Genomic DNA, 22,353 nt, shown 5'->3' with positions numbered 1-22,353 from the left:
GACGGGGGAGGAGGGGGGACCGCTCCGCTCCCTACCGTCGGTCCGCGCCGTTGTGCGCGGAGCGGGCCGACCGTCTCCTGCTCCGCACCGACGGAAGGACGCGACCGATGGACCGCTTGAGCCTCGCCCTGGTGGGCACCCGTGGCGTGCCGGCGCGCTACGGCGGCTTCGAGACCGCGGTCGAGGAGGTCGGCCGCAGGCTCGCCGACCGCGGGCACCGGGTCGTCGTCTACTGCCGCACGTCCCCGGGTGTCGCCGAGGCGCCGCCCGCCGAGCACCTGGGCATGGAGCTCGTGCACCTGCCGGCCGCCCACCGCCGGTCGCTGGAGACGCTCAGCCACACCGCGCTGTCGGTCCGGCACCTGCTCACCCACCGCACCGACGCCGCGATCGTGTTCAACGCGGCCAACGCCCCGCTGCTGCCGGCCGTGCGCGCCGCCCGCATCCCCGTCGCCACCCACGTCGACGGGCTGGAGTGGAAGCGGGCCAAGTGGGGGCCGGTGGGCCGGCGGTACTACCGCGTCGCCGAGTCGCTGGCGGTGCGCTGGTCGGACGTGCTCATCGCCGACGCCGAGGGCATCGCCGAGTACTACCGGACCGCCTTCGGCGCCCCCACGACGCTGCTGACCTACGGCGCCCCGCTCATCAGCCCCGGTTCCGACGAGCTGGCCGAGGTCGGCCTCGAGCCCGGCGGCTACCACCTGGTGGTGGCCCGCTTCGAGCCGGAGAACCACGTCGACGTCGTCGTCGAGGGCTACGTCGCCAGCGACGCCGCCAAGCCGCTGGTCGTCGTCGGGTCGGCGCCCTACGCCGACGCCTACACCCGGCGGGTGCACGCGCTGGCCGACGAGCGGGTGCGCTTCCTCGGCGGCGTCTGGGACCAGGAGCTGCTCGACCAGCTCTACGCCCACTGTGCCACCTACCTGCACGGGCACTCGGTCGGCGGCACCAACCCCTCGCTGCTGCGGGCCATCGGCGCCGGCGCGGCGGTCACCGCCTACGACGTCGACTTCAACCGCGAGGTCGTCCGCGACTCGGGCCGCTTCTTCCGCACGCCGCAGGACGTCGCCCGGCAGATCGCCTCCGTCGAGGCCGACCCGGAGGGCACCCGCCGGGCCGGCCGCCGGGCCCGCGCCCTGGCCGCGCGCTACGACTGGGACGAGGTCGCCGACGGCTACGAGCAGCTCGCCCGGCGCCTGGCCGCGCGGGACGTGCCCCGCCGGCGCCCCAGCGGCCGGCGCAGGCCGACCGACGCGGACCTGCCGCCCGGCCGGCGGGACGTCTCGGCACGGGTCGCCGACGTGGTGCCGCTGCGCCCGCCGGCACCGCCGGTGCAGTGGGGACTCGAGGACCTCCCGGCGGCCCAGCAGTGACCGCCACCGTCCAGCACCCCACCGCGGACCTGCGGACGACGCTGCGCCGACTGGCCGCTGCGCAGAAGGGCGTCGCCGGCGCACCGGCCTACTCGCGGTTCGTCAACCGGCCGCTGGGCCGGCTCTTCGCCGGGATGGCGTTCCACGCCGGGCTCACGCCCAACGCGGTCACCGCGGTCAGCGCCGCGTTCACCGCCACGGGCATCGCGCTGGTCGTGCTGGTGCCGCCCTCGGTGCCCGTGGGCCTGGCCGTGGCTGCGTGCCTGGTGCTCGGCTACGCCCTGGACGCCGCCGACGGGCAGCTCGCCCGGCTGCGCGGTGGCGGGTCGCCGGCGGGGGAGTGGCTCGACCACATGGTCGACGCGGCCAAGCTGCTGGCCCTCCACCTGGCCGTGCTGGTCGCCCTGTACCGGTTCGTGGCCGCCGAGGCCGGACCGCTGCTGCTGGTCCCGATCGGTTACTGCATCGCCGACGGTGTGCTGTTCTTCGCGATGCTGCTCAACGAGGCCCTGCGCGCCCAGCACGGGGTCGCGACGCGCGCGCAGCCGTCGACGGCGACGCCGTCCCTGCGCCGGTCGTTGCTGTCGCTCCCCACCGACTACGGCGTCCTCGCCCTGTCGTTCCTGTTGTGGGGCAACCCGGCGGTCTTCCTGTCCGTCTACGCCACGCTCTTCCTGGCGACGGCGGGGCACCTGGCCCTGGGGTCGGTCAAGTGGTTCCGAGAGATGGGCAGGTTGCCACGATGAGCACCTCCACGCACCAGACGACGGGGCGGGTCCGCCGGGGGCGGCTCCTCGCCTGGTCCGCCGCCGCGCTCACCATCGGTCTGGCGGTGGCCGCGTTGTTCCTGACCGGCGGCCGAGGCGACGACGGCGGACCCGGCGGGACCGACGCGGCGGCGACGTCATCGGCCGCCGTCCCCACCACCGCGTCGGATCCGACGACGCCGGGTCCTGCGGAGCCGCCGCCGGCCACCCCCCAGCCGACGGGGCCGACGACCGACGCGGACGAGCTGCCGCCCGGCCTGCCGCCGGTGCCGCTGGACAGCTCCGTGACGGTGGACGACGACGTCGCGGTCACCCTCGAGGGCATCGAGGCGATCGAGGGCAGCGGTCTCGGTCCGGGCAACGTGGGAGGGCCCGCACTGCGGATCACCGTCCGGTTCGACAACCGGACGGCAGACGCGGTCGACCTGTCCGGTGTGGCCGTCGACCTCAGCTACGGCACCGAGCGGGTGCCGGGGTCGCCCCTCGATGACCCGTCGGCCGCCTCGGTCGCCGGGATGCTGGAACCGGGGGAGACCGCCGAGGGCGTCTACGTGTTCGGTGTACCCACGGAGACGCGCGACACGGTGACCGTCTCCGTGGGCTACCAGCCCGGGGCTCCCTACGCCGTCTTCACCGGCTCGGCCGCCTGATCGCGACCGAGCACGTCGTCACGCAGGGTCCCGGCCGTTCGGCCGGGACCCTGCGGTCGTTCGTCGTGGCCTCACGTTGAGTGAGACAAGGGCCCGCCTCACTGCATTCGTGTCACGCTGTGTCACCGCATCAGGGGATGCCACCGACCTGGTCGTCACGCTTAGTGTCCGCCTGCCGGTCAGCACGGCAGGCCGGCACCACGGGATGAGCGGGGGAAGTACTTCGATGTCTGAACGTTTCGCGGCTGGGCCCAGGTCGCTGCTGGCGGCCGTGGTCGCCTTCTTGATGGTCACCGGAGTGGTCGGGGCGGTGCTGGTCCCCGGGATCGCCCGGGCCGACTCGGCTCCCCTGGACCCGTCCAACCCCGTCACACCGACCACGGTCACGGCCGATCCACTGCCGACCGTGCAGATCAACGGGGTCGCCTGGGCGCAGCTCGTGGTCGGCGACACCGTGTACGTGGCCGGCAGCTTCACGCGGGCCCGCCCGGCTGGTGCCGCGCCCGGCACGCAGGAGACGGTGCGCAACAACATGCTCGCCTACGACATCCGCACGGGCGCGCTGATCACCTCCTTCGCGCCGGACCTCAACGGGCAGGCGCTGGCGCTCGCCGCGTCGCCCGACGGTTCCCGCGTCTACGTGGGGGGCTCCTTCACCCAGGCCAACGGTCAGGCACGCTCGCGCATCGCCGCCTACGACACCGCGACCGGCCAGCTCGTGAGCACGTTCCGTCCGGCGGCCAACAGCACCGTGCGCGCGGTCGCGGCGACGAACTCGACCGTCTACCTCGGCGGTGAGTTCAGTGCCGTCGGGTCGACCGCCCGTGAGCGCCTGGCCGCCGTGTCGGCGAGCAACGGGGCTCTGCTGCCCTGGGCTCCGCGCCCTGGCGTCGGGTCCACGGCGGGCAACTGGCTGCCGAACGAGCCGGTGAAGAACGCGCAGACGAGCAACTACGTGCTGGCGATGGTGGTCGCGGGCAGCAACGGCCAGGTCGTCGTCGCCGGCCGCTTCGACTCGCTCAACGGCGTGAAGGCGACCGGCGTGGGCGCTCTCGACGGCGCCACCGGCGCCACCCGGCCCTTCGCCGTCAACTCACTGATCACCAACCAGGGCGTCAACTCCGCGATCTGGAGCCTGAGCACCGACGGTACGAACGTCTACGGCACGGGATACGACTTCTACGGCCCGGGCAACCTCGAGGGCTCCTTCGCCGCAGCCGCGGACGGCGGCGCGGTCCGCTGGATCAACGACTGCCGAGGCGACACCTACAGCGCGTTCGCGGTCAACGGCGTCGTCTACCACGCCACGCACGCCCACGCCTGCAGCAACATCGGCGGCTTCCCCGAGCAGGACCCGCGGGTCAACATGTTCGGGACGAGTCTCTCGCTCGCCCCGGCCGGTACCGTGGGCACCGCCACCATCAGGAACCAGAACTTCGCGGGCAAGCCGGCGCCGTCGGTGCTGCCCTGGTACCCCACCTTCTACTCCGGGACCTACACCCAGCAGTACCAGGCTGGGTGGTCCGTGACCGGCAACCGGGACTACGTCGTCTACGGCGGCGAGTTCCCGGGCGTCAACGGCTCCGAGCAGCAGGGACTCGTGCGCTTCGCCGTCCCGTCCTCGGCGCCCAACCGGGTCGCCCCCCGGGCGACCGGCACCTTCGCGCCGACCGTCACCATGCTCCCCGGAGCCGTCCGCATCACGTGGCGGGCCGTGCACGACCGGGACAACGAGCACCTGACCTACCGGGTGTACCGGGACGCCGAGTCCGGCACCCCGGTCTGCCAGGTCACCCGCCCCTCCCAGTGGTGGCAGCTGCCCACCTACGGCTGTTCCGACACGGGCGCCGCCGCCGGATCCCACCGCTACGTCGTGGTCGCGAGCGATCCGGCCGGCAACCGGCTGACCTCCACCTGGGCGACGGCCACCGTGGGCGCCTCGAACAGCAGCGCCGACCGCCCGTACGCGCAGGTGGTCGCCTCGGACGGCGCCCAGAGCCACTGGCCACTGGGAGAGACGTCCGGGTCGCTGGCATACGACCGGCTGGGCAGTCAGGCGCAGGACATGACGGTCAGCACGGGCGTCACGCGCAACCAGACCGGCGCGATCGCCGGTGACACCGACCGGGCCTACCGCTTCAACGGGACCTCCGCCGGGTCACTCGCGACGCAGACGGCCGTGGTCAGCCCGCAGGTGTTCACCGTCGAGGCCTGGTTCCAGACCACCTCGAGCGCCGGCGGGAAGATCGTCGGCTTCGGCAACGCCCGAACCGGCCTGAGCACCTTGTACGACCGGCACGTCTACATGGACGCGCAGGGCCGGGTGTCCTTCGGCGTCTACAACGGCGCCGGGCAGACGATCACCACGAGCGGCGCGTACAACGACGGACGATGGCACCACGTGGCCGGCAGCCTCGGCCCTGCAGGCCTGTCGCTCTACGTGGACGGGCAGCTCGTCGGCAGGCGTGCCGATGTCGTCCGAGCCGACCCGATCACCGGTTACTGGCGGGTCGGGGGCGACCGCAGCTGGGCCAGCGGCCTGGACTGGTTCGCCGGCCAGATCGACGAGGTCGCCGTCTACCCGACGGCCCTCTCGGCGGAGCGGGTGGCGGCGCACGACAGCGCCGGCCGGACCGGCCAGGCCCCGAACGTCGCGCCGACAGCAGCGTTCACCGCGGCTGCGCGCGACCTGACCGTGGCGGTCGACGCAACGTCGTCCCGGGACGCCGACGGCACCGTCAGCACGTACGCGTGGGACTTCGGCGACGGGGCGACCGGCACCGGTGCCACGGCCTCGCACGTCTACGCCGCGGCGGGCACCTACACGGTGCGGCTGACCGTCACCGACGACGACGGCGCGACGGCGAACGCCTCACGGGAGGTGACCGTGGCTCCGGCGCCGGCCGGTGCGGGGTCCATCGCCGCCGACGCCTTCGGCCGGGAGGTGGCCTCCGGTTGGGGGTCGGCCGACCGCGGCGGGGCGTGGACGATGGGCGGCGGCTCGAACGTCTCCTCGGTGACCGGCGGCGCCGGCCAGCTGGGCGGCGGCATCGGCCGCGGTGTGAGCGCCACGCTCCGTGAGGTGTCCGCGCAGGACGTCGCGATCCAGGCCGACCTGACCCTGGTGCAGGCGGCCACCGGAGGCGGCACCTACGTCTACCTCGGCGGTCGGCAGGTGGCCGGCGACGACTACCGGGCGACGCTGCGGTTCCGCAGCACCGGTGAGACGGACCTCTACCTGTACCGGGTGATCGGCGGATCGGAGACGATCCTGGCCACCCAGCGTCTGGCCGGTACCTACACCCCCGGTACCGCGCTGACCGTGCGGCTGGAGATCGTAGGCACGGCGCTGCGGGCCAAGGCCTGGCCGGCGGGCACGGCCGAGCCGGCGGCGTGGACGGTGACCGCCACCGACACCACCGCCGCGCTGCAGCGGCCGGGTGCGCTGTTCCTGGACGTGTACACGTCGGGCACCGCCACGCGCGGTCAGGTCGTCCGGTTGGACAACCTGCGCGCCGAGCGGCCCGGCACGGTCGTCGACCCGGCACCGAACGCGGCCCCGACGGCGGCGTTCACCACCTCGGTGGCGGACCTGCGGGTGTCGGTGGACGGCTCGACGTCGGCCGACACCGACGGCACCGTGGCCGGGTTCGCGTGGGACTTCGGCGACGGGGCCACCGGCACCGGCGCCACGGCCTCGCACACCTACGCGGCGGCCGGCACCTACACGGTGCGGCTGACCGTCACCGACGACGACGGTGCCACCGGCACGGTCACCCGGCAGGTCACGGTGACCGCGCCGGCGCCCGAGCCGGGCGTGCAGCCGGTGGCCGCGGACGCCTTCGAGCGGAGCGTCACCTCCGGGTGGGGCACCGCCGACCGCGGCGGGGCGTGGACGGTGACCGGCAGCTCGGCGATCTCGTCGGTGACCGGCGGGGCCGGTCAGCTCAGCGGCGGCATCGGCCGCACGGTGGCCGCGACGCTGGGCACGGTGTCCGGTCAGGACGTGTCGGTGCAGGCGGAGGTCACGCTGCCGCAGGCGGCGACGGGGACGGGGTCCTGGGTGTCCCTGAGCGGGCGCAAGGTGGGCACCACCGACCAGCGGGTCACGGTGCGCTTCCAGAGCACCGGCGTGGTCGACGTCCGCCTGGACCGGACGATGGACGGTGCGGAGACGGTGCTGGCCTCCCAGCGGCTGACCGGCACGTACACGCCGGGCACGGCGCTGACCGTGCGGCTGGAGCTGGAGGGCACGGCGCTGCGGGCCAAGGTCTGGCCGGCGGGCACGGCCGAGCCGGCGGCGTGGACGGTGACCGCCACCGACACCACCGCCGCGCTGCAGCGGCCGGGTGCGCTGTCCCTGGAGGTGTACACCTCCAGCAGCGCCACCCGTCGCCAGGACCTCCGCCTGGACGACCTGTGGGTCGGCCAGACGGGGCAGGCACCGCCCACGCCGTGACCCCATGGCGATGACGACCTCACCCCCGGCGGGTCACCGCCGGGGGTGAGGTCGTCCCGCGGTGACCCTCGCGGGTGATGACGGGTCCGCCCGGCAGCCCGCACCATCGGCCGTCATCTGCAGTCGGTGCCGGTCCCGCGGCCGCAGGAACACGACAGCGGAAGGGAACCCTCATGGCTGACACGGCGCCACTCGCCGTCGTCGTGGTCTCGTTCGGCTCGGCCGACCTGCTCCGCCGGAACCTCGCCACCGCGGACTCGTCGGGGCCGGACGTGCGCGTCGTCGTCGTCGACAACTTCTCCACACCGGCCAACCGGCGGGCCGTCGAGGAACTCGGCGCCGCCCGGGGCTGGCACGTCGTCGGCATGCCGGACAACCGGGGCTTCGGCGCCGCCTGCAACGCCGGTGTGGCCGCCGGCCGGGAGCTGGGCTGCCGGACCTTCCTGTTCCTGAACCCCGACGCCGTCATCGATCCCGGCGTCGTCGCCGAGCTCCGCGCCCACAGCCTGCGCGAGCCCATGGCACTGATCAGCCCGCTGCTGGTCGACTCCCAGGGGCGCGTCGTCTTCCGGGTCGCCCGGACCGACCTCCGTGACGGCCGGGTCCGCAGCCGGCCGGTCGACGCCGATCGGAGCACCACCGACCCCGGCGACTGGCTCTGCGGGGCCTGCTTGGTGGTCCACGACGACCTGCTCACCCGGATCGGCGGATTCGACGAGGGCTACTTCCTGTACTGGGAGGACGTCGACCTGGGGTACCGGGCCGTCGCGGCCGGCGGCACCGTCGTCCTCCGCGAGGACCTGGTCGCCGTCCACGACGAGGGCGGCACCCACGCCGACGGGCGCCCGGAGGGCGCGAAGTCCGCCCTGTACTACCGGTACAACTGTCGCAACCGGCTGGCCTTCGCCGCCCGGCACCTCGGCCGGGCCCGGCTGCTGCGCTGGGTGTTCGCCACACCGCGCGTGAGCTGGGAGATCCTACTCCGCGGCGGGAGGCGGCAGCTGCTGCGCTCCCCGGGTCTCCTGTGGGCCGCGGTCGCGGGCTCCCTCGCCGGTGTCGCCCTGGCCCTGGGCGCGTTGCTCACCGGTCCCCGCCCCCTGAGGCGACGGCCGTCGGTCGTCATGGTCCACCCCGGCGCGGAGCTGTACGGCTCCGATCGGGTGTTCCTGGAGTCGGTCACCGCACTGCTGCCCGCAGCCGACGTCGTCGTGGCGCTGTCCGGGAGTGGACCGTTGGTCGCCGAACTCGAACGGCGCGGGGCGCGCGTCGTCATCCACCGGATGCCGGTGCTGCGCAAGTCGGTGCTCCGCCCGGCAGGTCTGCTGTGCCTCCTCCGTGACGCTGTCGCGGGCCTGGTCCCGGCGCTGGTCCTGCTCCGCCGTCACGGTGGCGACGGGGTGGTCGTCAACACGACGATCCTGCCGTCCTGGCTGCTGCTGGCCCGGCTGGCCCGCCGGTCGGTGGCCTGCCACGTCCACGAAGCGGAGTGGCCGGGTCCCGTGGTCCTCCGCCGGGTCCTGCTCCTCCCGCTCCGGTGCGCGCACACGGTCGTGGCCAACAGCCGGTTCACCCGCGACGTCCTGCTCCGTCTCGTGCCCGCGCTCACCGACCGCGTGACGGTGGTGGCGAACCCGGTGCAGGGATCCGACCCGGCCGCCCCACCGAGAGCCCGGCTCGACGCCCCGGTCCACCTGCTGTACGTGGGCCGGCTGTCCCCGCGGAAGGGTCCCGACGTCGCCGTCGCGACCCTGCGGGAGCTGCTCGCCCGCGGGGTCGACGCGCGGCTGACGCTGCTCGGTTCGGTGTACCCCGGCTACGAGTGGTTCGAGAGGCGGCTGCGCTCGTCGGCCGCCGACCTCACCGGGCGGGTCGCCTTCGACGGGTTCCGCCCCGACGTGGCACCAGCCCTGGCGGCGGCCGACGTCGTCCTCGTCCCCTCCGTGCTCGACGAGTCGTTCGGGAACGTGGCGGTCGAGTCGTTGCTCGCCGCGCGGCCCACGGTGGTCAGCGACCTGCCGGGGCTCCGCGAGGCGGTGGACGGCTGTGCCGGTGCCCAGGTCGCCGAGGCGGCTCGTCCGGACCTGTGGGCCGACGCGGTCGAGCGCGTCGTCAGCGACTGGCCGCGGTTCCGTGCTGCCGCCGTCCGGGATGCGGGGACGGTGCGGGACCGACACGCGCCGACCTGGTACCGGCGGCGCCTCGCACGTCTCCTGCTCGGGTCGCGCGTGCAGCTGACGCCGTCGCCGGCCCGCGACCACCTCGGACGGCAGGTCGCGCACACCCCGGCCCCGACCCCGACCACCGAGGAGCGAGCAGCGGTGATCTCGCGATGACGGCGACGACCCCGGCGGTCCCCGCCACGCCGACGGACACCGTGCGGGTCACGGTCGCGGTGCCCACCTTCCGCCGCCCGGACGAACTGCGCGCGCTGTTGCCGCTGCTGCTCGCGCAGGCCTCCGAGGTGTCCTCCGCACCCGACAGCCGGTACCTCGCCGACGTGCTGGTCGTGGACAACGACCCCGACCGGAGTGCCGTCGCCGTCGTGAGCGGGATGGTGGGGGTCCGTTACGCGGCCGAGCCCACACCCGGCATCGCGGCGGTCCGCAACCGCGCTCTGGACGAGGCGGCCGAGGCCCGGGTGCTGGCCTTCATCGACGACGACGAGCGGCCGGCCGACGGCTGGCTGGCGTACCTGCTCGAGACCTGGGCGGCCACCGGCGCGGCCGCGGTCGCCGGGGTCGTCCGGACGGAGTTCGCCGGAGAGCTCGACGCGTGGATCCGCGCCGGGGACTTCTTCGCCCGCCGCAGGATGCCGACAGGGACCGCGATCGACGTCGCGGCGAGCGGCAACCTGCTCCTCGACCTGGAGCAGGTGCGCGGGTCCGGCATCCGGTTCGAGTCCGCCCTCGGTCTGGGCGGTGGGGAGGACAACCTCTTCAGCCGGCAGCTGGCCCGGGCCGGCGGCCGGATGGTCTGGTGTGACGAGTCCGCCGCCGTCGACCACGTGCCGGCCGCACGGATGACCCGCGCCTGGGTCCTGACCCGCGCGTGCAGCCACGGCAACTCGACCGTGCTGATCGACCTGCGGCTGACCTCCGGGTCCCGCGCTCGGCTGGCGCGGCGGGCCCGCGGGGCGGCCCGGGGTGTGCTGTGTGTCGGCGGGGGCGCTGCACGCTGGTGCTGGGGACTGGCGACCCGTTCCCGCCGCCACCAGGCGCGGGGCCTGAGGTACGTGTTCCGCGGCGTCGGGATGATCGGCGGCGCGTGCGGGATGGTGTACGAGGAGTACGCCCGGTCGGGACGCCGCTGGCGGCCGGCGCTGAGGAGCGCCCGGTGAGCGCCCCCGCGCTGCTGCGGACCGTCGTCCGCACCACCCGGCGCACCGCCCGCCGCGGTGCCGGCACCCTGCTCGGCTCGGCGGTCGAGGTGCGGACCGCCGCGCCGCACGTCGTCCTGACCTTCGACGACGGACCGGAGCCGGGCGGGACCGACCGGGTGCTGACCGCCCTGGCGGACGCGAGCGCGAGCGCGACCTTCTTCGTGCTGCTCACTCGCGTGCGCAGGTACCCCGCGCTGCTGGAGGAGGTGGTGGCCGCCGGGCACGAGGTGGCGCTGCACGGGGTGGACCACCGCGCCCTGCCCACGCTGCACCCCGACGAGGTCGCCCGACGGGTCCGCGACGGCAAGGCCGAGCTGGAGGACGTCCTCGGCGCTCCGGTCCGCTGGTTCCGGCCTCCCTACGGCCGGCAGACCATGCGTAACTGGCGCGCCGCCCTCGACGCCGGCCTGCTGCCCGTGCTCTGGGGGCCGACGACGTGGGACTGGAGGGACGTCTCGCCCGAGGAGCGGCTGGCCAAGGCCATGGCCGGCGTGACGCGTGGGTCGATCGTCCTGGCCCACGACGGCTTCGCCGGGCCGGAGGACGCCGCCTGCGACGGTCCGCCGCCCCAGGTGGACCGGGGAGAACTCGTGCGGGCCGTGCTCGAGGGCTACGCCGAGCGTGGGCTCGGTGCCCGGTCCCTGCAGGCGGCGCTCGACGCCGGCTCACTGGTCCGCGAGACCTGGTTCCACGCCTGAGGAGGCCGGGCGACTGCCCGGCCTCCTCAGCCCCTCGCCCCCCGGCGATCCCAGCTGCACCGCCGGCCCGCGCCGGCGTCGGCCGCAGGTCGCACGACCGCGCCGGTCGGACGTCGAGCGACGCCACCGTGCTGGCCGGCCCCGAGCGGCCGGTCACCCGCATGCGGGACACGGACCGGTGACGGCCCTCCCACCAGCGCCCAGCCGGCACCGCGTCGCGACCGGGGGAGAGTCACGGGGAGGCGCCGCTGAGCCGGTCCGGCGCCGCCGCGCGCTGCCGGCTCAGCGGCTCCGGCCGAGCATCTGACGACCCCAGGCCAGCACCCCGGCCAGGTCGGCGCGGACGGCGGGGACGAGCAGGGTGAGGGCGTACGCGGCCAGACCCGCCCCGAGGCCCGCGGTCAGCTCTCCAGGCGCCGGCCAGCCGGTCGCCAGTCGGGTGGCCAGGAGGCACGCAGCGCCCGCGACGGCCGCGCCACCGGTGATCCGCAGCGCGCCGAGCAGGAGGGCGCGCACCGGGATCACGGCGAGCCGGGAGAGCCACCACAGCGACAGCGGCCACTCGACGAGGGCCGCCGCGGCGTATCCGGCCGCCACACCGGTCACGCCGAAGAGGGCGCCGACGGCGATGCACGCCGCCTTGAGGACGAGGGTGACGGCCGTGTAGCGCAGGAGCGCGTCCGACAGTCCCCGGGACAGGTACACCCAGAACCCGACGAAGGACAGGGTCTGGGCGCTGCCTGCCACAGCGAGCAGCGCCAACACGGGCGCCACGGGGTGCCAGCGTGCGCCGAGCACGATGTCGACGATCGGAACGGCCGCGCCGGCGACCAGGGCCAGCGCGGTGACGATCGGGATGCCCAGGGCCAGCTGGCCGCGGCGCAGGTACTCGCCGAAGCGCACCGGATCCGCCTGCAACCGGGACAGCACCGGGACGGCGACCGTGGTGGCCGGCGTCCGGAGCTGGGCCAACGGCGTCATCAGGAGCTGGAAGCCACGGCTGTAGATGCCCAGCGCCGCCGGCCCGGACCACAGGCCGAGGGCCATGGTGTCCAGGTTGTTGCCGAGGTAGTAGGCGATGTGCGTCCCGGTGAGACCGCCGCCGAAGCGGAGGAACGGCCGCAGCCCGGACCCTCGGCGCGGCCGTCCCGGCACCCAGCGGGCCAGCGCCACGACGGCGACGAGGGCGACCGTGCCCACGGTGAGCTGCTGAGCGACCAGCGCCCAGTAGCCCGCACCCGCGGCCGCCGCGACCACCGCGACGGCCAGCGCCGCCAGCTGGGCGAGCAGGTCGGCGCCCGCGACCGCTCCGAAGCGCAGGTCGCGGGTGAGGCCGGCGCGGTACTGGGCCGCGAGGCCGTTGAGCACGAAGGTCAGCGCCAGCGCCTGCGTCACCGGTAGCAGCTCGGCCTGCGAGAAGACGTCGGCGACGACACCCGCCCCGGCGGTCACGACGGCCGCCAGCACCAGACCCGCCCCGGCGTTGACCCAGAACAGCCCGTCCCGCTGACGCGGGGTGAGCTCCGGTGCCCGGATCGCGGCGGTGGACAACCCGAGGTCGCGGACCACCTCGCCCATGCCGACGACCACCAGGCCGACGGCCATGAGGCCGTAGTCGTGGGGGCTGAGCAGCCGGGCCAGGACGACGACGGAGGCGAACTGCAGCAGGATCCGCGCGCCCTGCCCGGCCAGGGTGACCCCGGCGCCCCGGGCGGCCACGCGACCCAGGCCGGGCCCGCTGCCGGCCGGCTGCGAGGCCGCGGAGGGGAGGGTGTCGGTGGTGGTGCCGTGGGGCGGCGGTTCAGCGGCGGACGGCATGCTGCACCTCCGGAACCGCCGGTCCCGTGCGTCCTGCGGCGCCGGCGGCAGGACCGGCCGGCGGCCGTGCGTACTCACCGGGCACGTATCCGAAGGCGCCCGTGACGAGGCCGGCGTAGCTCGCCAGCTTCGTGACGGCGCGGGCCCGCGCCGCGACGTCGCGGCGGGCGATCCCCCCGCCGGCCGCCAGCAGCGACCCCGTGATCCGCACGGCTGCCTTGGCCACGACGACGAGCCGCGTGCGCCACCGGGCGACCGCCGTGCCGGCCAGGTGCACCTCCGCCCGGCTCCAGGAGCCGGCGGCCCGGAAGCTGCGCCGCAGTACCCAGCCGCGGGTCAGCCGGTCGGGTGGCACGAACTCGACCGCCTCGGCCTCGTCACACCACCGGATCTCCCCACCCCGGCGCACGAGCGCGTGGGTGAAGAGGGTGTCCTCCCCGCCGGTGAGCCCGAAGCGCTCGTCGAAGCCCAGTCCGAGGGCGCGCACCTGGTGCAGGTCGAGCAGCAGGTTGCCGGCTCCCGCGCCCCCCACGGACGTGCCGGTGGGCAGGCGACGTCGATCGAAGGCGCCGGAGCCCGAGACCCAGGCGTCCGCCGGACCCGTGAGGTGGGCAGGCACCGGGCCGGCCACGGCGGCGCACCGCCACCTCGACCACCCGGCCACGAGGTGCGCGAGCCACCCGGGGGAGGGCAGCTCGTCGTCGTCGATGAAGACGAGCACGTCGGCGTCACCGGCCTCGGCAAGGGCCCGGTTCCGGGCGGCGGAGATCCCGGGCCTCGGCTCGTGGACGTAGCGGATGCCGCGTCCACCCCAGGCGCCGACCACGTCGGCCGCGCTGCCCTCGGGGTCGTTGTCGACGACGAGGACGGCGGCTCGCGGCTCGACCGAGCCCGCCTGCTGCTCGAGTGCGCCGAGCAGGGCGGGCAGCCGGTCGGTGCGGCGGTAGGTGAGCACGGCGACGACGACGTCCGCCGCTCCCTCTGGTCCGGACACACCCGACTCCTCGCCTCACTGGGATCCCGTGACGAACGGTTCTCGACACCGGAGCCCGTTCCCGGCGGATCGCACTCACCCGTCCGTGGAGAAGGTACGTCCATTTCTGACCGAGAACGGAGGAGTGCACTCCTTTCGGGTGATCCCGTGAGAGGTGCCGAATGGTCGGGGCGCATTTCCGTGGAACGGTGTGAGGGCGCTCCGCGTGTTGCGGAGGGAGTAGTCGTGACCCGCGGTCGGCGGGCGGAGTCGGGGGGATCGGGTCGTGCACTGCTCGCTGTCGTCCAGGGGGTCGAGATGACGGCGCTCCTGCTGGCGGGCGCCGCGCTGTCCGCCGGCGCCCTGGGCCTGGTCCTCCTGCACCGGGCACCGCGGGCGGCCCTGGTGGGCTGGCTGGTCGTGGTCTGCGGTGTCCCGGTCTGGGTCGGGCTGACCCTCGTCGTCGAACTCGAGTCCCACGTGGCCGCCACCATCGGCCTCGTGGCCTGCGTGCTACCGGGCGTCCTGTTCGGACGGAACACCGCCGAGGGCCGGGTGACCCGCGCCGACGGGCTCCTGGTGCTCTTCCTCGCCGCCGCTCTGGTCGGCGCGGTCGCCGGTCGATCCACCGTGTCCGACGTCTTCCTCGTCGCGGTGCAGTGGGCCGGGGCCTTCCTGGCCGGCCGCGTCATCGGTCACCGGGTGCCGCTGGGCTGGGTCTACGGCGCGATCGCCGTGGCCCTCACCGTGGTCGCCGGGTTCGCGATCGTCGAGTTCCTCACCGGGTGGAATCCCTTCGCGACCGTTCCCGGCTCGGGCAGCCTCCACGACGACTGGTCGCCCATCCAGGAACGGGGCGGGCAGGCTCGCGCCGAGGCCGCGTTCGGGCACTCCATCGCCCTGGGCGCCAGCCTGGCGCTGGCCGTGCCCCTGGCTCTGGCCTCGCGCTTCCGGTCCGGTGTGCGGCTGGCCATGGTGGTGGTCCTGGTGGCCGCGGCCGCGGTCACCTTCAGCCGCATCGGCCTCCTCACCGCCATCGGCGGGGTCGCGCTGTCGGTCCTGTTCGTGCGCTCGGAGCTGTCGGCACGCATGCGCTGGAGCGTCATCGGAGGGCTGGCCGTGGCGGCTGTGGGACTGTCGTCCCTCATCGCCGGCACCTTCGAGGCCGCGGGCGACGAGGCCTCGGCCAGCGCCGGTTACCGCATCGACCTGCTCGACCTGCTCCCCACGCTGCGCGCCTTCGGCCTGGCCGAGAGCCTGTACGTCTCGCCGACGGGGGAGCGCACCTTCGCCGGCTTCGACTCGATCGACAACGCCGTGCTGCTGGTCGGCCTCGACTACGGCTGGGTGCCGATGGTCGTCGTCGTCGCCCTCCTCGTCGGGGGCCTCTGGTGCCTGGTGTCGAGGCGGGCGACCGCGCCCACGATCGCCGTGGTCGCCCAGATCCCCGCGCTGGTCACCGTTGCCCTCATCACCCAGTACTCGACGCTGCTCTGGTTCGTCGCCGGACTCGCCGTCTTCAGCCAGGCCGCGGCCCGGCACCCGGCCGACGAGTCGCCCGCCGCGTCACCCGGAATGGGGAGGGCCGTGGAATCCGCGCCATTCTGACAGTTACGTTCACCGTTCGATCGACGAGTTCTCGGGTGCTGTCGCCCGCCCCGGAGGGAATCCTGTGGCACTGAACCATTTCCTGACCGTTCTGCGGCGCCGGATCCGGTGGATCTCGTCCGTGTTGTTGGTGTGCCTCACCGGCGCGGTCCTGTTGAGCACGCTCCTCCCGCGCACCTACGAGTCGACGGCCGAGCTCTACGTCTCGGTGACGACGGCCCAGGGGGTCGACGACCTGGCCAACGGCGCGCGGTTCACCCGTGAGCAGATGGCGTCCTTCGCCAGCCTCGCCCTGACGCCCCGCGTGCTGGAGCGGGTCGCGGCGGAGTTCGACGTCTCCGGCGGGGCCGAGCGCCTCGAGGACCGGGTGAGCGTCGAGGCGTCCGACAACACCGTGGTCATCGCCCTGACCGTCGTGGACCCCGACCCGGCACGGGCGGCGGACCTGGCGAACGCCGTCGCCGACCGGACTGCCGACGCGGTGGAGGAACTGGCGCCCAGGGACCCCGACGACGGCAGCTCGACCGTGCGGGTGGAGGTCGTGCGCCCGGCCACCGCCCCGGCATCCGCGGCCTCGCCGGACACGGTGCTCAACATCGCCGCCGGCGCCGTCCTGGGTCTGACCCTGGGCATCCTGCTCGCCCTGGCGCGCGACGCCGTCGACACCCGGGTCCGCGATGCCGACGTCCTCGCCGAGCTGACCACGCTGCCCGTGCTCGGCACGGTCGGTGTCTGGTCGGGCCGGCAGCCGGGCCGGGTCCAGGTGGCGACGGCCCCGCACAGCCCCGCGGCGGAGAGCATCCGCCAGTTGCGGACGAACCTCCAGTTCCTCCGGGTCGCCGAGGACCCGGCCGGGAGTGCCCGCCCGGGTGCGCACGTCGTCGCGGTCACCTCGGCGCTCTCCGCGGAGGGCAAGTCGACGATCTCGGTCAACCTCGCCGTCGCCCTCGCGCAGACCGGCGCCCGGGTGCTGCTCGTCGACGCCGACCTGCGCCGGCCCACCGTCGCCGAGGCGCTGCGGATCGAGGGTGGCGTCGGGCTGACCACCGTCCTCGCCCGCGACGCCGACCTCGAGGACGTCGTCCAGGAGTGGGGCACGTGCGGGCTGCACGTGCTGCCGTCCGGCGCGATCCCGCCCAACCCGACCGAGCTCCTCGGGTCACCGGCGATGCGCTGGCTGGTCGACCGCGTGCGGCAGGCCTACGACTACGTCGTGGTCGACACGTCGCCGCTGCTGCCGGTGGCGGACGCGACCGTCCTGGCCGGCCTCGTCGACGGCACCGTCGTGGTGGCCAACGCCAGCCGGGTCCGTCGGACGCAGCTGAGCCACGCACTGGGCAACCTCGAGCGCGTCTCGGCCCGGGTCCTGGGCGTCGTGCTCAACCACGTCCGCCGCGACGAGGAGGCCTACTCCTACCGCCAGGGCGAGGTCGTGCCCGAGCGCGTCACGGCCGAGGGAGACCGGCGGCCGGCCGACGTGGCCCACCGTGCACCGGCCGGCCGCCCGTCCGTCGGGTCGTGAGCGGGACCGGACAGCCGGAGGAGCCGCTCCGCGTCCTCGTGGTCTGCACCGGCAACATCTGCCGGTCGCCTGCTGCGGAGCTGCTCCTGCGTGCCGGCCTCGGGCCCGCGGCCGGGGTCGAGGTGACCAGCGCGGGCCTCTCGGCTCCCGTGGGAGAGCCCGTCGCCGAGCCCATGGCCCGGCTGCTGCGCGCCCAGGGCGTGGATCCGGGTGTCTCGACGGCACGCCAGGTGCAGCCGGGCGCCGTCCGTGACGCCGACCTCGTCCTCACCATGACCGCCGCTCAGCGCCGGGCCGTGGTCACGTCCGTACCGAGCGCGGTGCGTCGCACCTTCACCCTCGTGGAGTTCGCCGACGTCGCCGCCCTGGTCGGGGTCGCCCGCCTGCCCGGAGGGCCGGCGGAGCGGATCGCCGCGGCACTGCGCGCTGCCCCGGTGGCTCGGGCGCAGCGGACCGGGACGACGGCAGAGGACGACATCGAGGACCCGTACGGCCGTTCCGAGGACGTCTTCTCACGGGTCCTCGACAGGATCGACGGCGCCGTCGAGCGACTCCTCCGCGAGCTCCGCGAGCCCGCACTCAGCCGAGCCGGGACAGCCGGGACGGATGGTCCCCAGCCGTGAGCAGCCCCTCGGCGGCCGCCGGCGCCGACGCCCGCCCGCGCGGCCCGCGACTGCTCCTGCCGCCGGTGCTCATGTACCACTCGGTCAGCGCGTCGACGGGACCCGATCCGCACCGGCTGCGGGTCCACCCGGACCGCCTGGACGCGCACCTGCGACTGCTCCGCCGGCTGGGCCTGCGCGGGGTGTCACTGGGGGAGCTCATGGCGGCCGCCGACGCCGGCCGGGCGGACGGCCTGGTGGGGCTGACCTTCGACGACGGCTACACCGACTTCCTCGACCAGGCCGTCCCGGTACTGGGCCGCCACGGCATGACCGGCACGCTCTACGTCGTCGCCGGCCGGCTCGGCGGAGCGAACGAGTGGGACGCCGGCCCGCGGTTGGACCTGCTCGACGCGGACGGTGTCCGAGCGGTCGCGAGGGCAGGGCACGAGATCGGCAGCCACACCCTGACCCACGTCCGGCTGTCGGCCGCCGACCCGGTCGTGGTGGCCCGGGAGGTCACCGGGAGCCGCCGGGTCCTCGAGGACGTCCTGCAGTCCGCGGTCTCCGGCTTCTGCTATCCGTGGGGGGACTTCGACGAGGCCGCGGCCGAGACGGTCCGCGCCGCCGGCTACGACCACGCCTGCGTCACCGGCGACTACCGGCCCGGCGATCGGTTCACCGTCCCGCGGTGCTACGTGGCCCCGGAGGACGGCCCCGTCCGCCTGGTCGCCAAGCTGGCCCGTCACCGGATCCGGGTGCGCACCGGCCGTTGAGGCGCGGTGGTCCGCCCTGCGCAGGCGGCTGCGGCCGTCGAGCACGGTCCCGAAGCGCCCGCGTGGCCGGGTTGCCGGCCGGGCGCACCGTGGACGTACGCGAGCGGGCGGCCGTGCCCCGGGTGGCGATCGCACCCCGAGCGCGGCCCCCGGTGAGCGGACGCCGAGCAGCTCCGGGCGACGGACCGGTCACCGGTCGTACGGCGGACGGCGCGCGGCTCGGCCCTGGGGCGCCGGTGCGTTCCCGTGGACCCGGTCGGCGACCCGCCTCTTCGGCCCTGACGACCGCCGGATCCCCCGACGGGCCCGTCGGACCCGGCCTCCGGGTCGCGATCGCCACTGCTCGTCCCGGCCGCGCTCGCCCGGGCCGGTGGCAGGCCCGTCAGGGTCTCCCCCCGGCCGCCGAGCGCTGAGGGCGACTCGCCGGCCGGGACGCGCACCCCGCGGCTGCGCCGGGGGCGGGAACGGTCAGGAGGCCGTCGGCGCCCCGGTGCCGGTGGCGAGTGAGGGGACGGCCGGAGTGTCGTCCTCGTCCGGGGTCCCAGGGCGCCGTCGGGCCGCCGCGAGCAGACCGAGGGCGTAGGCCACGGTCAGGCTCAGCACGACGAGCTCGCCGCCGTCCTCGACGGTGCCGACGGCGTCACCGATGGCGGTGTGCATGACGAGCACGTGGAGCTGGTCGACCAGACCACCGAACAGCACGTAGCCGGCGAGCAGCGCGGCCACGCCGAGGCTGGCGCGCCGGGTCGCGGCGTCGCTGCGGCGGTGCAGCAGCGCGGCGGCGACGACGGGCACCACGGCCAGCAGCCCCCACACGAGGATCTCGCCCAGGTCGTTGGCGCGCAGGCCCAGCAGGCCGTCCGGGAACCAGAGACGCTCGCCGAGCCGGTCGGCGAGCCAGGCGCCCCTGTTCTCGTGCAGGCGCAGGCTGTCGTCGGCGAGCGCGGCGGCGAAGACGGCGGCCCAGGGCAGGAACACCCACCGTCGGCTGTACAGCGCCAGCACGACCAGGAGGAACGCGATGGTCGCCTGCTGCATGTACCCCCACTGCTCGGCGAAGCCGCGGTCGGTCTCGAGCACCCACGGACCGCCGCGGTCGGCGGGACCGTTCGCGGTCAGCAGGTGGCCGACCGAGGCCACGACCAGCGCGAGGTCGACGGCCACCAGTGCCACCAGGGCCGCCACCGACAGCCGAGCGACGATGTGCCGGAGGAGGCCCGTTGCGCTGCTGGTGTCCATGACCGTCCCCGTCTCACGTCGCGCCACCCCGTCAGCGGGGTGGTCCTCCGAACAGTCGAACGTCCGCGGACGGGTGGCGGCAACGCTCCGCCGGGTGGCGTCCCCCCAAGGGAGGAGACGCGCCGGCAGGCAGCGGCCCCGAGCCGCTGTCGGCACCGAGGGTGCGCCTGCTCTCCTCCGGGGGACGGTCCCGTGGACGTCGGCTCACCGGGCCGTGGCCGGTGCGACCGGGTCCTCCGTCGTCCCGGGAGGCGTCGGAACGAGGTCCGAGATGACGTACTTGACCTTCCCACCGGTGAACGGCAGTCGGTCGACGTACTCGGTGGTGACCGGGACCTCGTTGCCGATGCGCTGGCGGAGCGTCTCCACCGCCGCCTCGACGTGGGACGTGCTGTCGTGGCCGGCGCCGAGGACGACGCGCACGACGATCGAGTAGTCGGCACGCTGGTGGATCTGGAACAGCCGCACGCTGTCGGGGTGCCTGCTGAACATCGCCATGAGCCGGTGTCCGATGGCCCGGCCGCTCGGCAGCCGGAGGATGTCGGTGGAGCGGCCCTCGGGTTGGCTCATCAGCGGCAGGGTGACGCCACAGGGACACGACTCGCCGAGCAGCGCGCCGCGATCGCCGATCCGGTACCGGATGAGGGGGAACACCCGGTTCGTCAGGTCCGTGACGACGAGGTCGCCGACCTCGCCCGCGGGCACCGGCCGGCCGCGCTCGTCGACCACCTCGACGAGGCGGACGTCGGCGAACAGGTGCAGACCGTTGCGCTCCCGGCACTCGCCTGCCAGCCAACCGAACTCCGAGCCGCGGTACTCGTCGTAGACGGGTACGCCGAAGAAGGACTCCAGCCGGTGACGAGCCGAGGTGGTGAGCGGCGCCGCGGTCGTTGCGACCGCCCTGAGGGAGGGAGTGTCGAGGCCCGACTCCTCGAGGAAGTCGGCGAACTCGAGCATCGACCCGACGTAACCCTCGAGGAGAGCCGGACGGGACGCGCGGATCCGGCGGTGGAAGCGCCGCATCGAAGCAGGACTCAGGAGCGCGGCGTCCAGGTAACTCTGCCGGGTGGGCCACCACTGCAGGTCGTTCTTGAGGGTCTCCATCCGGCCGAACCCCCAGCGTCCCACCCGGGCGAGGTCGTCCCAGGGCTGGATCCCCCACCAGGAGTACATCCGCCAGGCCAGCGCGAGGGACGGCACCCGGGCGTCCTGCTTGGTCTGCAGCGGCTGCCCGGTGCTCCCCCCGGTCAGGGCCTCCCGCACGGTCCCGGGACGGGCTTCCGAGGAGAGGAAGCCGGACGCGTGCTCCTTGACGACGGACCGGTCGATGATCGGCAGGGCCTCCCAGTCGTCCCAGCTCCGCACGGCCGGGACCTCGACCGCGTGCCGGGCGTAGAAGTCGGGGTAGAAGGCGGTGCCCTCGGTGGCCCACTGCAGCATCCGGGTGGCGCCGCGCCACTGGAGGTCGCGCAGGGCCTCGGGTGCCATGGTCTGCTGACCCATCAGCTCACGGAAGAACGAGTCGTTGCGGCGGCGGACCGTGGCGGCCTTCGCCCGGAACGCCCGGGCAGCGAGTGCGGTGCGTCGATCCTGGAGCACGCGGCCTCGGTCAGTGTGCACGGCGACCTCTCACTGAGGAACGGAGACGCCCCGGAGGAGCGCGCCCAGAGTCTCCTGTCACGTCCCGCTGGCCGAAACAGCACTCGGCCCGAAAGGGTGAGGCGCCGTGGAGGTCGGTGCGGGCCCGTCCGGGTGGTGCCTACAGCGGTGTGCACGGCGATCCGGCGATCCGTCGCCCCACGACAGGGCCGGCGCCGCCTCCTCCGCCGGGTCTGCCGACCGACCTCGTGGGGCGCTCACGAGGAGTGATCGTGTCCCCCGACCGGGTGCTTCCCGCCGGGGTGGACCCGGTCGGGGGATGACGCACAGTCACCGCGGCTGGTCGACTGCCCGGGACGTCGGACGAGGTCCTGGGGGAGACATGACCGTCATCGGCTACGCGCCGGGCGCGTACGACCTGTTCCACATCGGCCACCTCAACGTGCTGCGGCACGCCGCCGCGCACTGCGACCGGCTGGTGGCCGGGGTGGTCGCCGACGAGGTGCTGCTGCAGACCAAGGGCCGGCTGCCGGTCGTGCCGCTGGCCGAGCGGATGGAGATCGTCCGCGGCCTGCGCGTCGTCGACGACGTGCACGCCGAGCTCGTGCCGGACAAGCTCGAGGCCTGGCGGGCCGTGGGCTTCTCCGTCCTGTTCAAGGGCGACGACTGGCGGGGGACGCCGAAGGGTGAGCGGCTCGAGCGCGACATGGCCTCGGTCGGCGTCACCGTCCACTACTTCCCGTACACGATGCACACCTCGAGCACCGCGCTGCGCCGGGCGCTGCAGGCGCTCGAGACCGCCGAGCCCGCGACCAGGACGGCGTCTGCGCTCCCGCGTTGAGGCGCGGGGGGCGCCCCGACCGCCGGGTCCGCCCGCCGGCACGGGTCCG

General features: G+C 74.7%; 16 protein-coding genes. 12 read left to right on the top strand and 4 right to left on the bottom strand.

All coding sequences use genetic code 11. The features are described from left to right. The first annotated feature begins 107 nt into the window (after positions 1-107). The 7 genes from ACI79V_RS05025 to ACI79V_RS04995 all read left to right on the top strand — a co-directional run bounded on the left by ACI79V_RS05025 (position 108) and on the right by ACI79V_RS04995 (position 11,326). Complete coding sequence (locus tag ACI79V_RS05025) at positions 108-1,373, top strand: DUF1972 domain-containing protein (protein WP_456887340.1); 1,266 nt, start codon at positions 108-110, stop codon at positions 1,371-1,373. Beyond that, positions 1,370-2,119, top strand: a complete 750-nt coding sequence (locus tag ACI79V_RS05020; protein ID WP_456887339.1) for a CDP-alcohol phosphatidyltransferase family protein — start codon at positions 1,370-1,372, stop codon at positions 2,117-2,119. Before ACI79V_RS05025 ends, ACI79V_RS05020 begins: the two co-directional genes overlap by 4 nt. Then, the gene (locus ACI79V_RS05015) at positions 2,116-2,790 is read left to right on the top strand and encodes a hypothetical protein (protein ID WP_456887338.1); all 675 of its coding nucleotides are present in this window, start codon (positions 2,116-2,118) and stop codon (positions 2,788-2,790) included. The genes ACI79V_RS05020 and ACI79V_RS05015 overlap by 4 nt, the downstream gene beginning before the upstream one ends. Before the next feature lie 271 nt (positions 2,791-3,061). Continuing rightward, positions 3,062-7,249 carry a PKD domain-containing protein gene (locus ACI79V_RS05010; RefSeq protein ID WP_456887337.1) on the top strand — a complete coding sequence of 1,396 codons (4,188 nt, stop codon included), beginning with the start codon at positions 3,062-3,064 and terminating at the stop codon, positions 7,247-7,249. A 173-nt stretch (positions 7,250-7,422) separates the two neighbouring features. After that, positions 7,423-9,582, top strand: a complete 2,160-nt coding sequence (locus tag ACI79V_RS05005; RefSeq protein ID WP_456887336.1) for a glycosyltransferase — start codon at positions 7,423-7,425, stop codon at positions 9,580-9,582. Beyond that, complete coding sequence (locus ACI79V_RS05000; protein ID WP_456887335.1) at positions 9,579-10,586, top strand: glycosyltransferase family 2 protein; 1,008 nt, start codon at positions 9,579-9,581, stop codon at positions 10,584-10,586. Before ACI79V_RS05005 ends, ACI79V_RS05000 begins: the two co-directional genes overlap by 4 nt. Continuing rightward, the gene (locus ACI79V_RS04995; RefSeq protein ID WP_456887334.1) at positions 10,583-11,326 is read left to right on the top strand and encodes a polysaccharide deacetylase family protein; all 744 of its coding nucleotides are present in this window, start codon (positions 10,583-10,585) and stop codon (positions 11,324-11,326) included. Before ACI79V_RS05000 ends, ACI79V_RS04995 begins: the two co-directional genes overlap by 4 nt. Before the next feature lie 282 nt (positions 11,327-11,608). Here ACI79V_RS04995 and ACI79V_RS04990 read toward each other — a convergent pair whose 3' ends face one another. Together ACI79V_RS04990 and ACI79V_RS04985 are read right to left on the bottom strand one after the other, a co-directional pair. After that, positions 11,609-13,144 (bottom strand): lipopolysaccharide biosynthesis protein, encoded by a 1,536-nt coding sequence (locus ACI79V_RS04990; RefSeq protein ID WP_456887333.1) that lies wholly within the window; start codon positions 13,142-13,144, stop codon positions 11,609-11,611. Then, entirely contained in the window at positions 13,128-14,138 is a 1,011-nt protein-coding gene (locus ACI79V_RS04985; protein ID WP_456887332.1) for a glycosyltransferase family 2 protein, read from the bottom strand. The genes ACI79V_RS04990 and ACI79V_RS04985 overlap by 17 nt, the downstream gene beginning before the upstream one ends. A 297-nt stretch (positions 14,139-14,435) precedes the next feature. On the opposite strand from ACI79V_RS04985, the gene ACI79V_RS04980 reads away from it, so the two are divergent. The 4 genes from ACI79V_RS04980 to ACI79V_RS04965 all read left to right on the top strand — a co-directional run bounded on the left by ACI79V_RS04980 (position 14,436) and on the right by ACI79V_RS04965 (position 18,625). After that, positions 14,436-15,725, top strand: coding sequence for a hypothetical protein (locus tag ACI79V_RS04980; protein WP_456887331.1), 1,290 nt, complete (start codon positions 14,436-14,438; stop codon positions 15,723-15,725). A gap of 64 nt (positions 15,726-15,789) precedes the next feature. Next, entirely contained in the window at positions 15,790-17,247 is a 1,458-nt protein-coding gene (locus ACI79V_RS04975) for a polysaccharide biosynthesis tyrosine autokinase (protein ID WP_456887330.1), read from the top strand. After that, on the top strand, positions 17,244-17,870 hold the full coding sequence (locus tag ACI79V_RS04970) for an arsenate reductase/protein-tyrosine-phosphatase family protein (RefSeq protein WP_456877846.1): 627 nt from the start codon (positions 17,244-17,246) through the stop codon (positions 17,868-17,870). Before ACI79V_RS04975 ends, ACI79V_RS04970 begins: the two co-directional genes overlap by 4 nt. After that, positions 17,867-18,625: a polysaccharide deacetylase family protein gene (locus ACI79V_RS04965; RefSeq protein WP_456887329.1), complete on the top strand. Its 759-nt coding sequence runs from the start codon at positions 17,867-17,869 to the stop codon at positions 18,623-18,625. Before ACI79V_RS04970 ends, ACI79V_RS04965 begins: the two co-directional genes overlap by 4 nt. A gap of 468 nt (positions 18,626-19,093) precedes the next feature. On the opposite strand, the gene ACI79V_RS04960 is transcribed toward ACI79V_RS04965, so the two are convergent. Both ACI79V_RS04960 and ACI79V_RS04955 read right to left on the bottom strand, forming a co-directional pair. Then, positions 19,094-19,864, bottom strand: coding sequence for a hypothetical protein (locus tag ACI79V_RS04960; RefSeq protein WP_456887328.1), 771 nt, complete (start codon positions 19,862-19,864; stop codon positions 19,094-19,096). Positions 19,865-20,068: 204 nt separating this feature from the next. Further along, complete coding sequence (locus ACI79V_RS04955) at positions 20,069-21,463, bottom strand: phenylacetate--CoA ligase family protein (protein WP_456887327.1); 1,395 nt, start codon at positions 21,461-21,463, stop codon at positions 20,069-20,071. A 382-nt stretch (positions 21,464-21,845) separates the two neighbouring features. On the opposite strand from ACI79V_RS04955, the gene ACI79V_RS04950 reads away from it, so the two are divergent. Continuing rightward, entirely contained in the window at positions 21,846-22,304 is a 459-nt protein-coding gene (locus tag ACI79V_RS04950; RefSeq protein WP_456887326.1) for an adenylyltransferase/cytidyltransferase family protein, read from the top strand. Positions 22,305-22,353: the final 49 nt, after the last annotated feature.

Source organism: Geodermatophilus sp. SYSU D00700, assembly GCF_054050255.1.
Note: the sequence above shows the minus strand (reverse complement) of the source record. Positions and strands in the feature narration are given on the sequence as shown.

Coding starts and splice junctions, on each gene's coding strand:
- ACI79V_RS05005 (WP_456887336.1), top strand. CDS start 7,423: ATGGCTGACACGGCGCCACTCGCCGTCGTCGTGGTCTCGTTCGGCTCG.
- ACI79V_RS05000 (WP_456887335.1), top strand. CDS start 9,579: ATGACGGCGACGACCCCGGCGGTCCCCGCCACGCCGACGGACACCGTG.
- ACI79V_RS04990 (WP_456887333.1), bottom strand. CDS start 13,144: ATGCCGTCCGCCGCTGAACCGCCGCCCCACGGCACCACCACCGACACC.
- ACI79V_RS04960 (WP_456887328.1), bottom strand. CDS start 19,864: ATGGACACCAGCAGCGCAACGGGCCTCCTCCGGCACATCGTCGCTCGG.
- ACI79V_RS04980 (WP_456887331.1), top strand. CDS start 14,436: ATGACGGCGCTCCTGCTGGCGGGCGCCGCGCTGTCCGCCGGCGCCCTG.
- ACI79V_RS04950 (WP_456887326.1), top strand. CDS start 21,846: ATGACCGTCATCGGCTACGCGCCGGGCGCGTACGACCTGTTCCACATC.
- ACI79V_RS05025 (WP_456887340.1), top strand. CDS start 108: ATGGACCGCTTGAGCCTCGCCCTGGTGGGCACCCGTGGCGTGCCGGCG.
- ACI79V_RS05015 (WP_456887338.1), top strand. CDS start 2,116: ATGAGCACCTCCACGCACCAGACGACGGGGCGGGTCCGCCGGGGGCGG.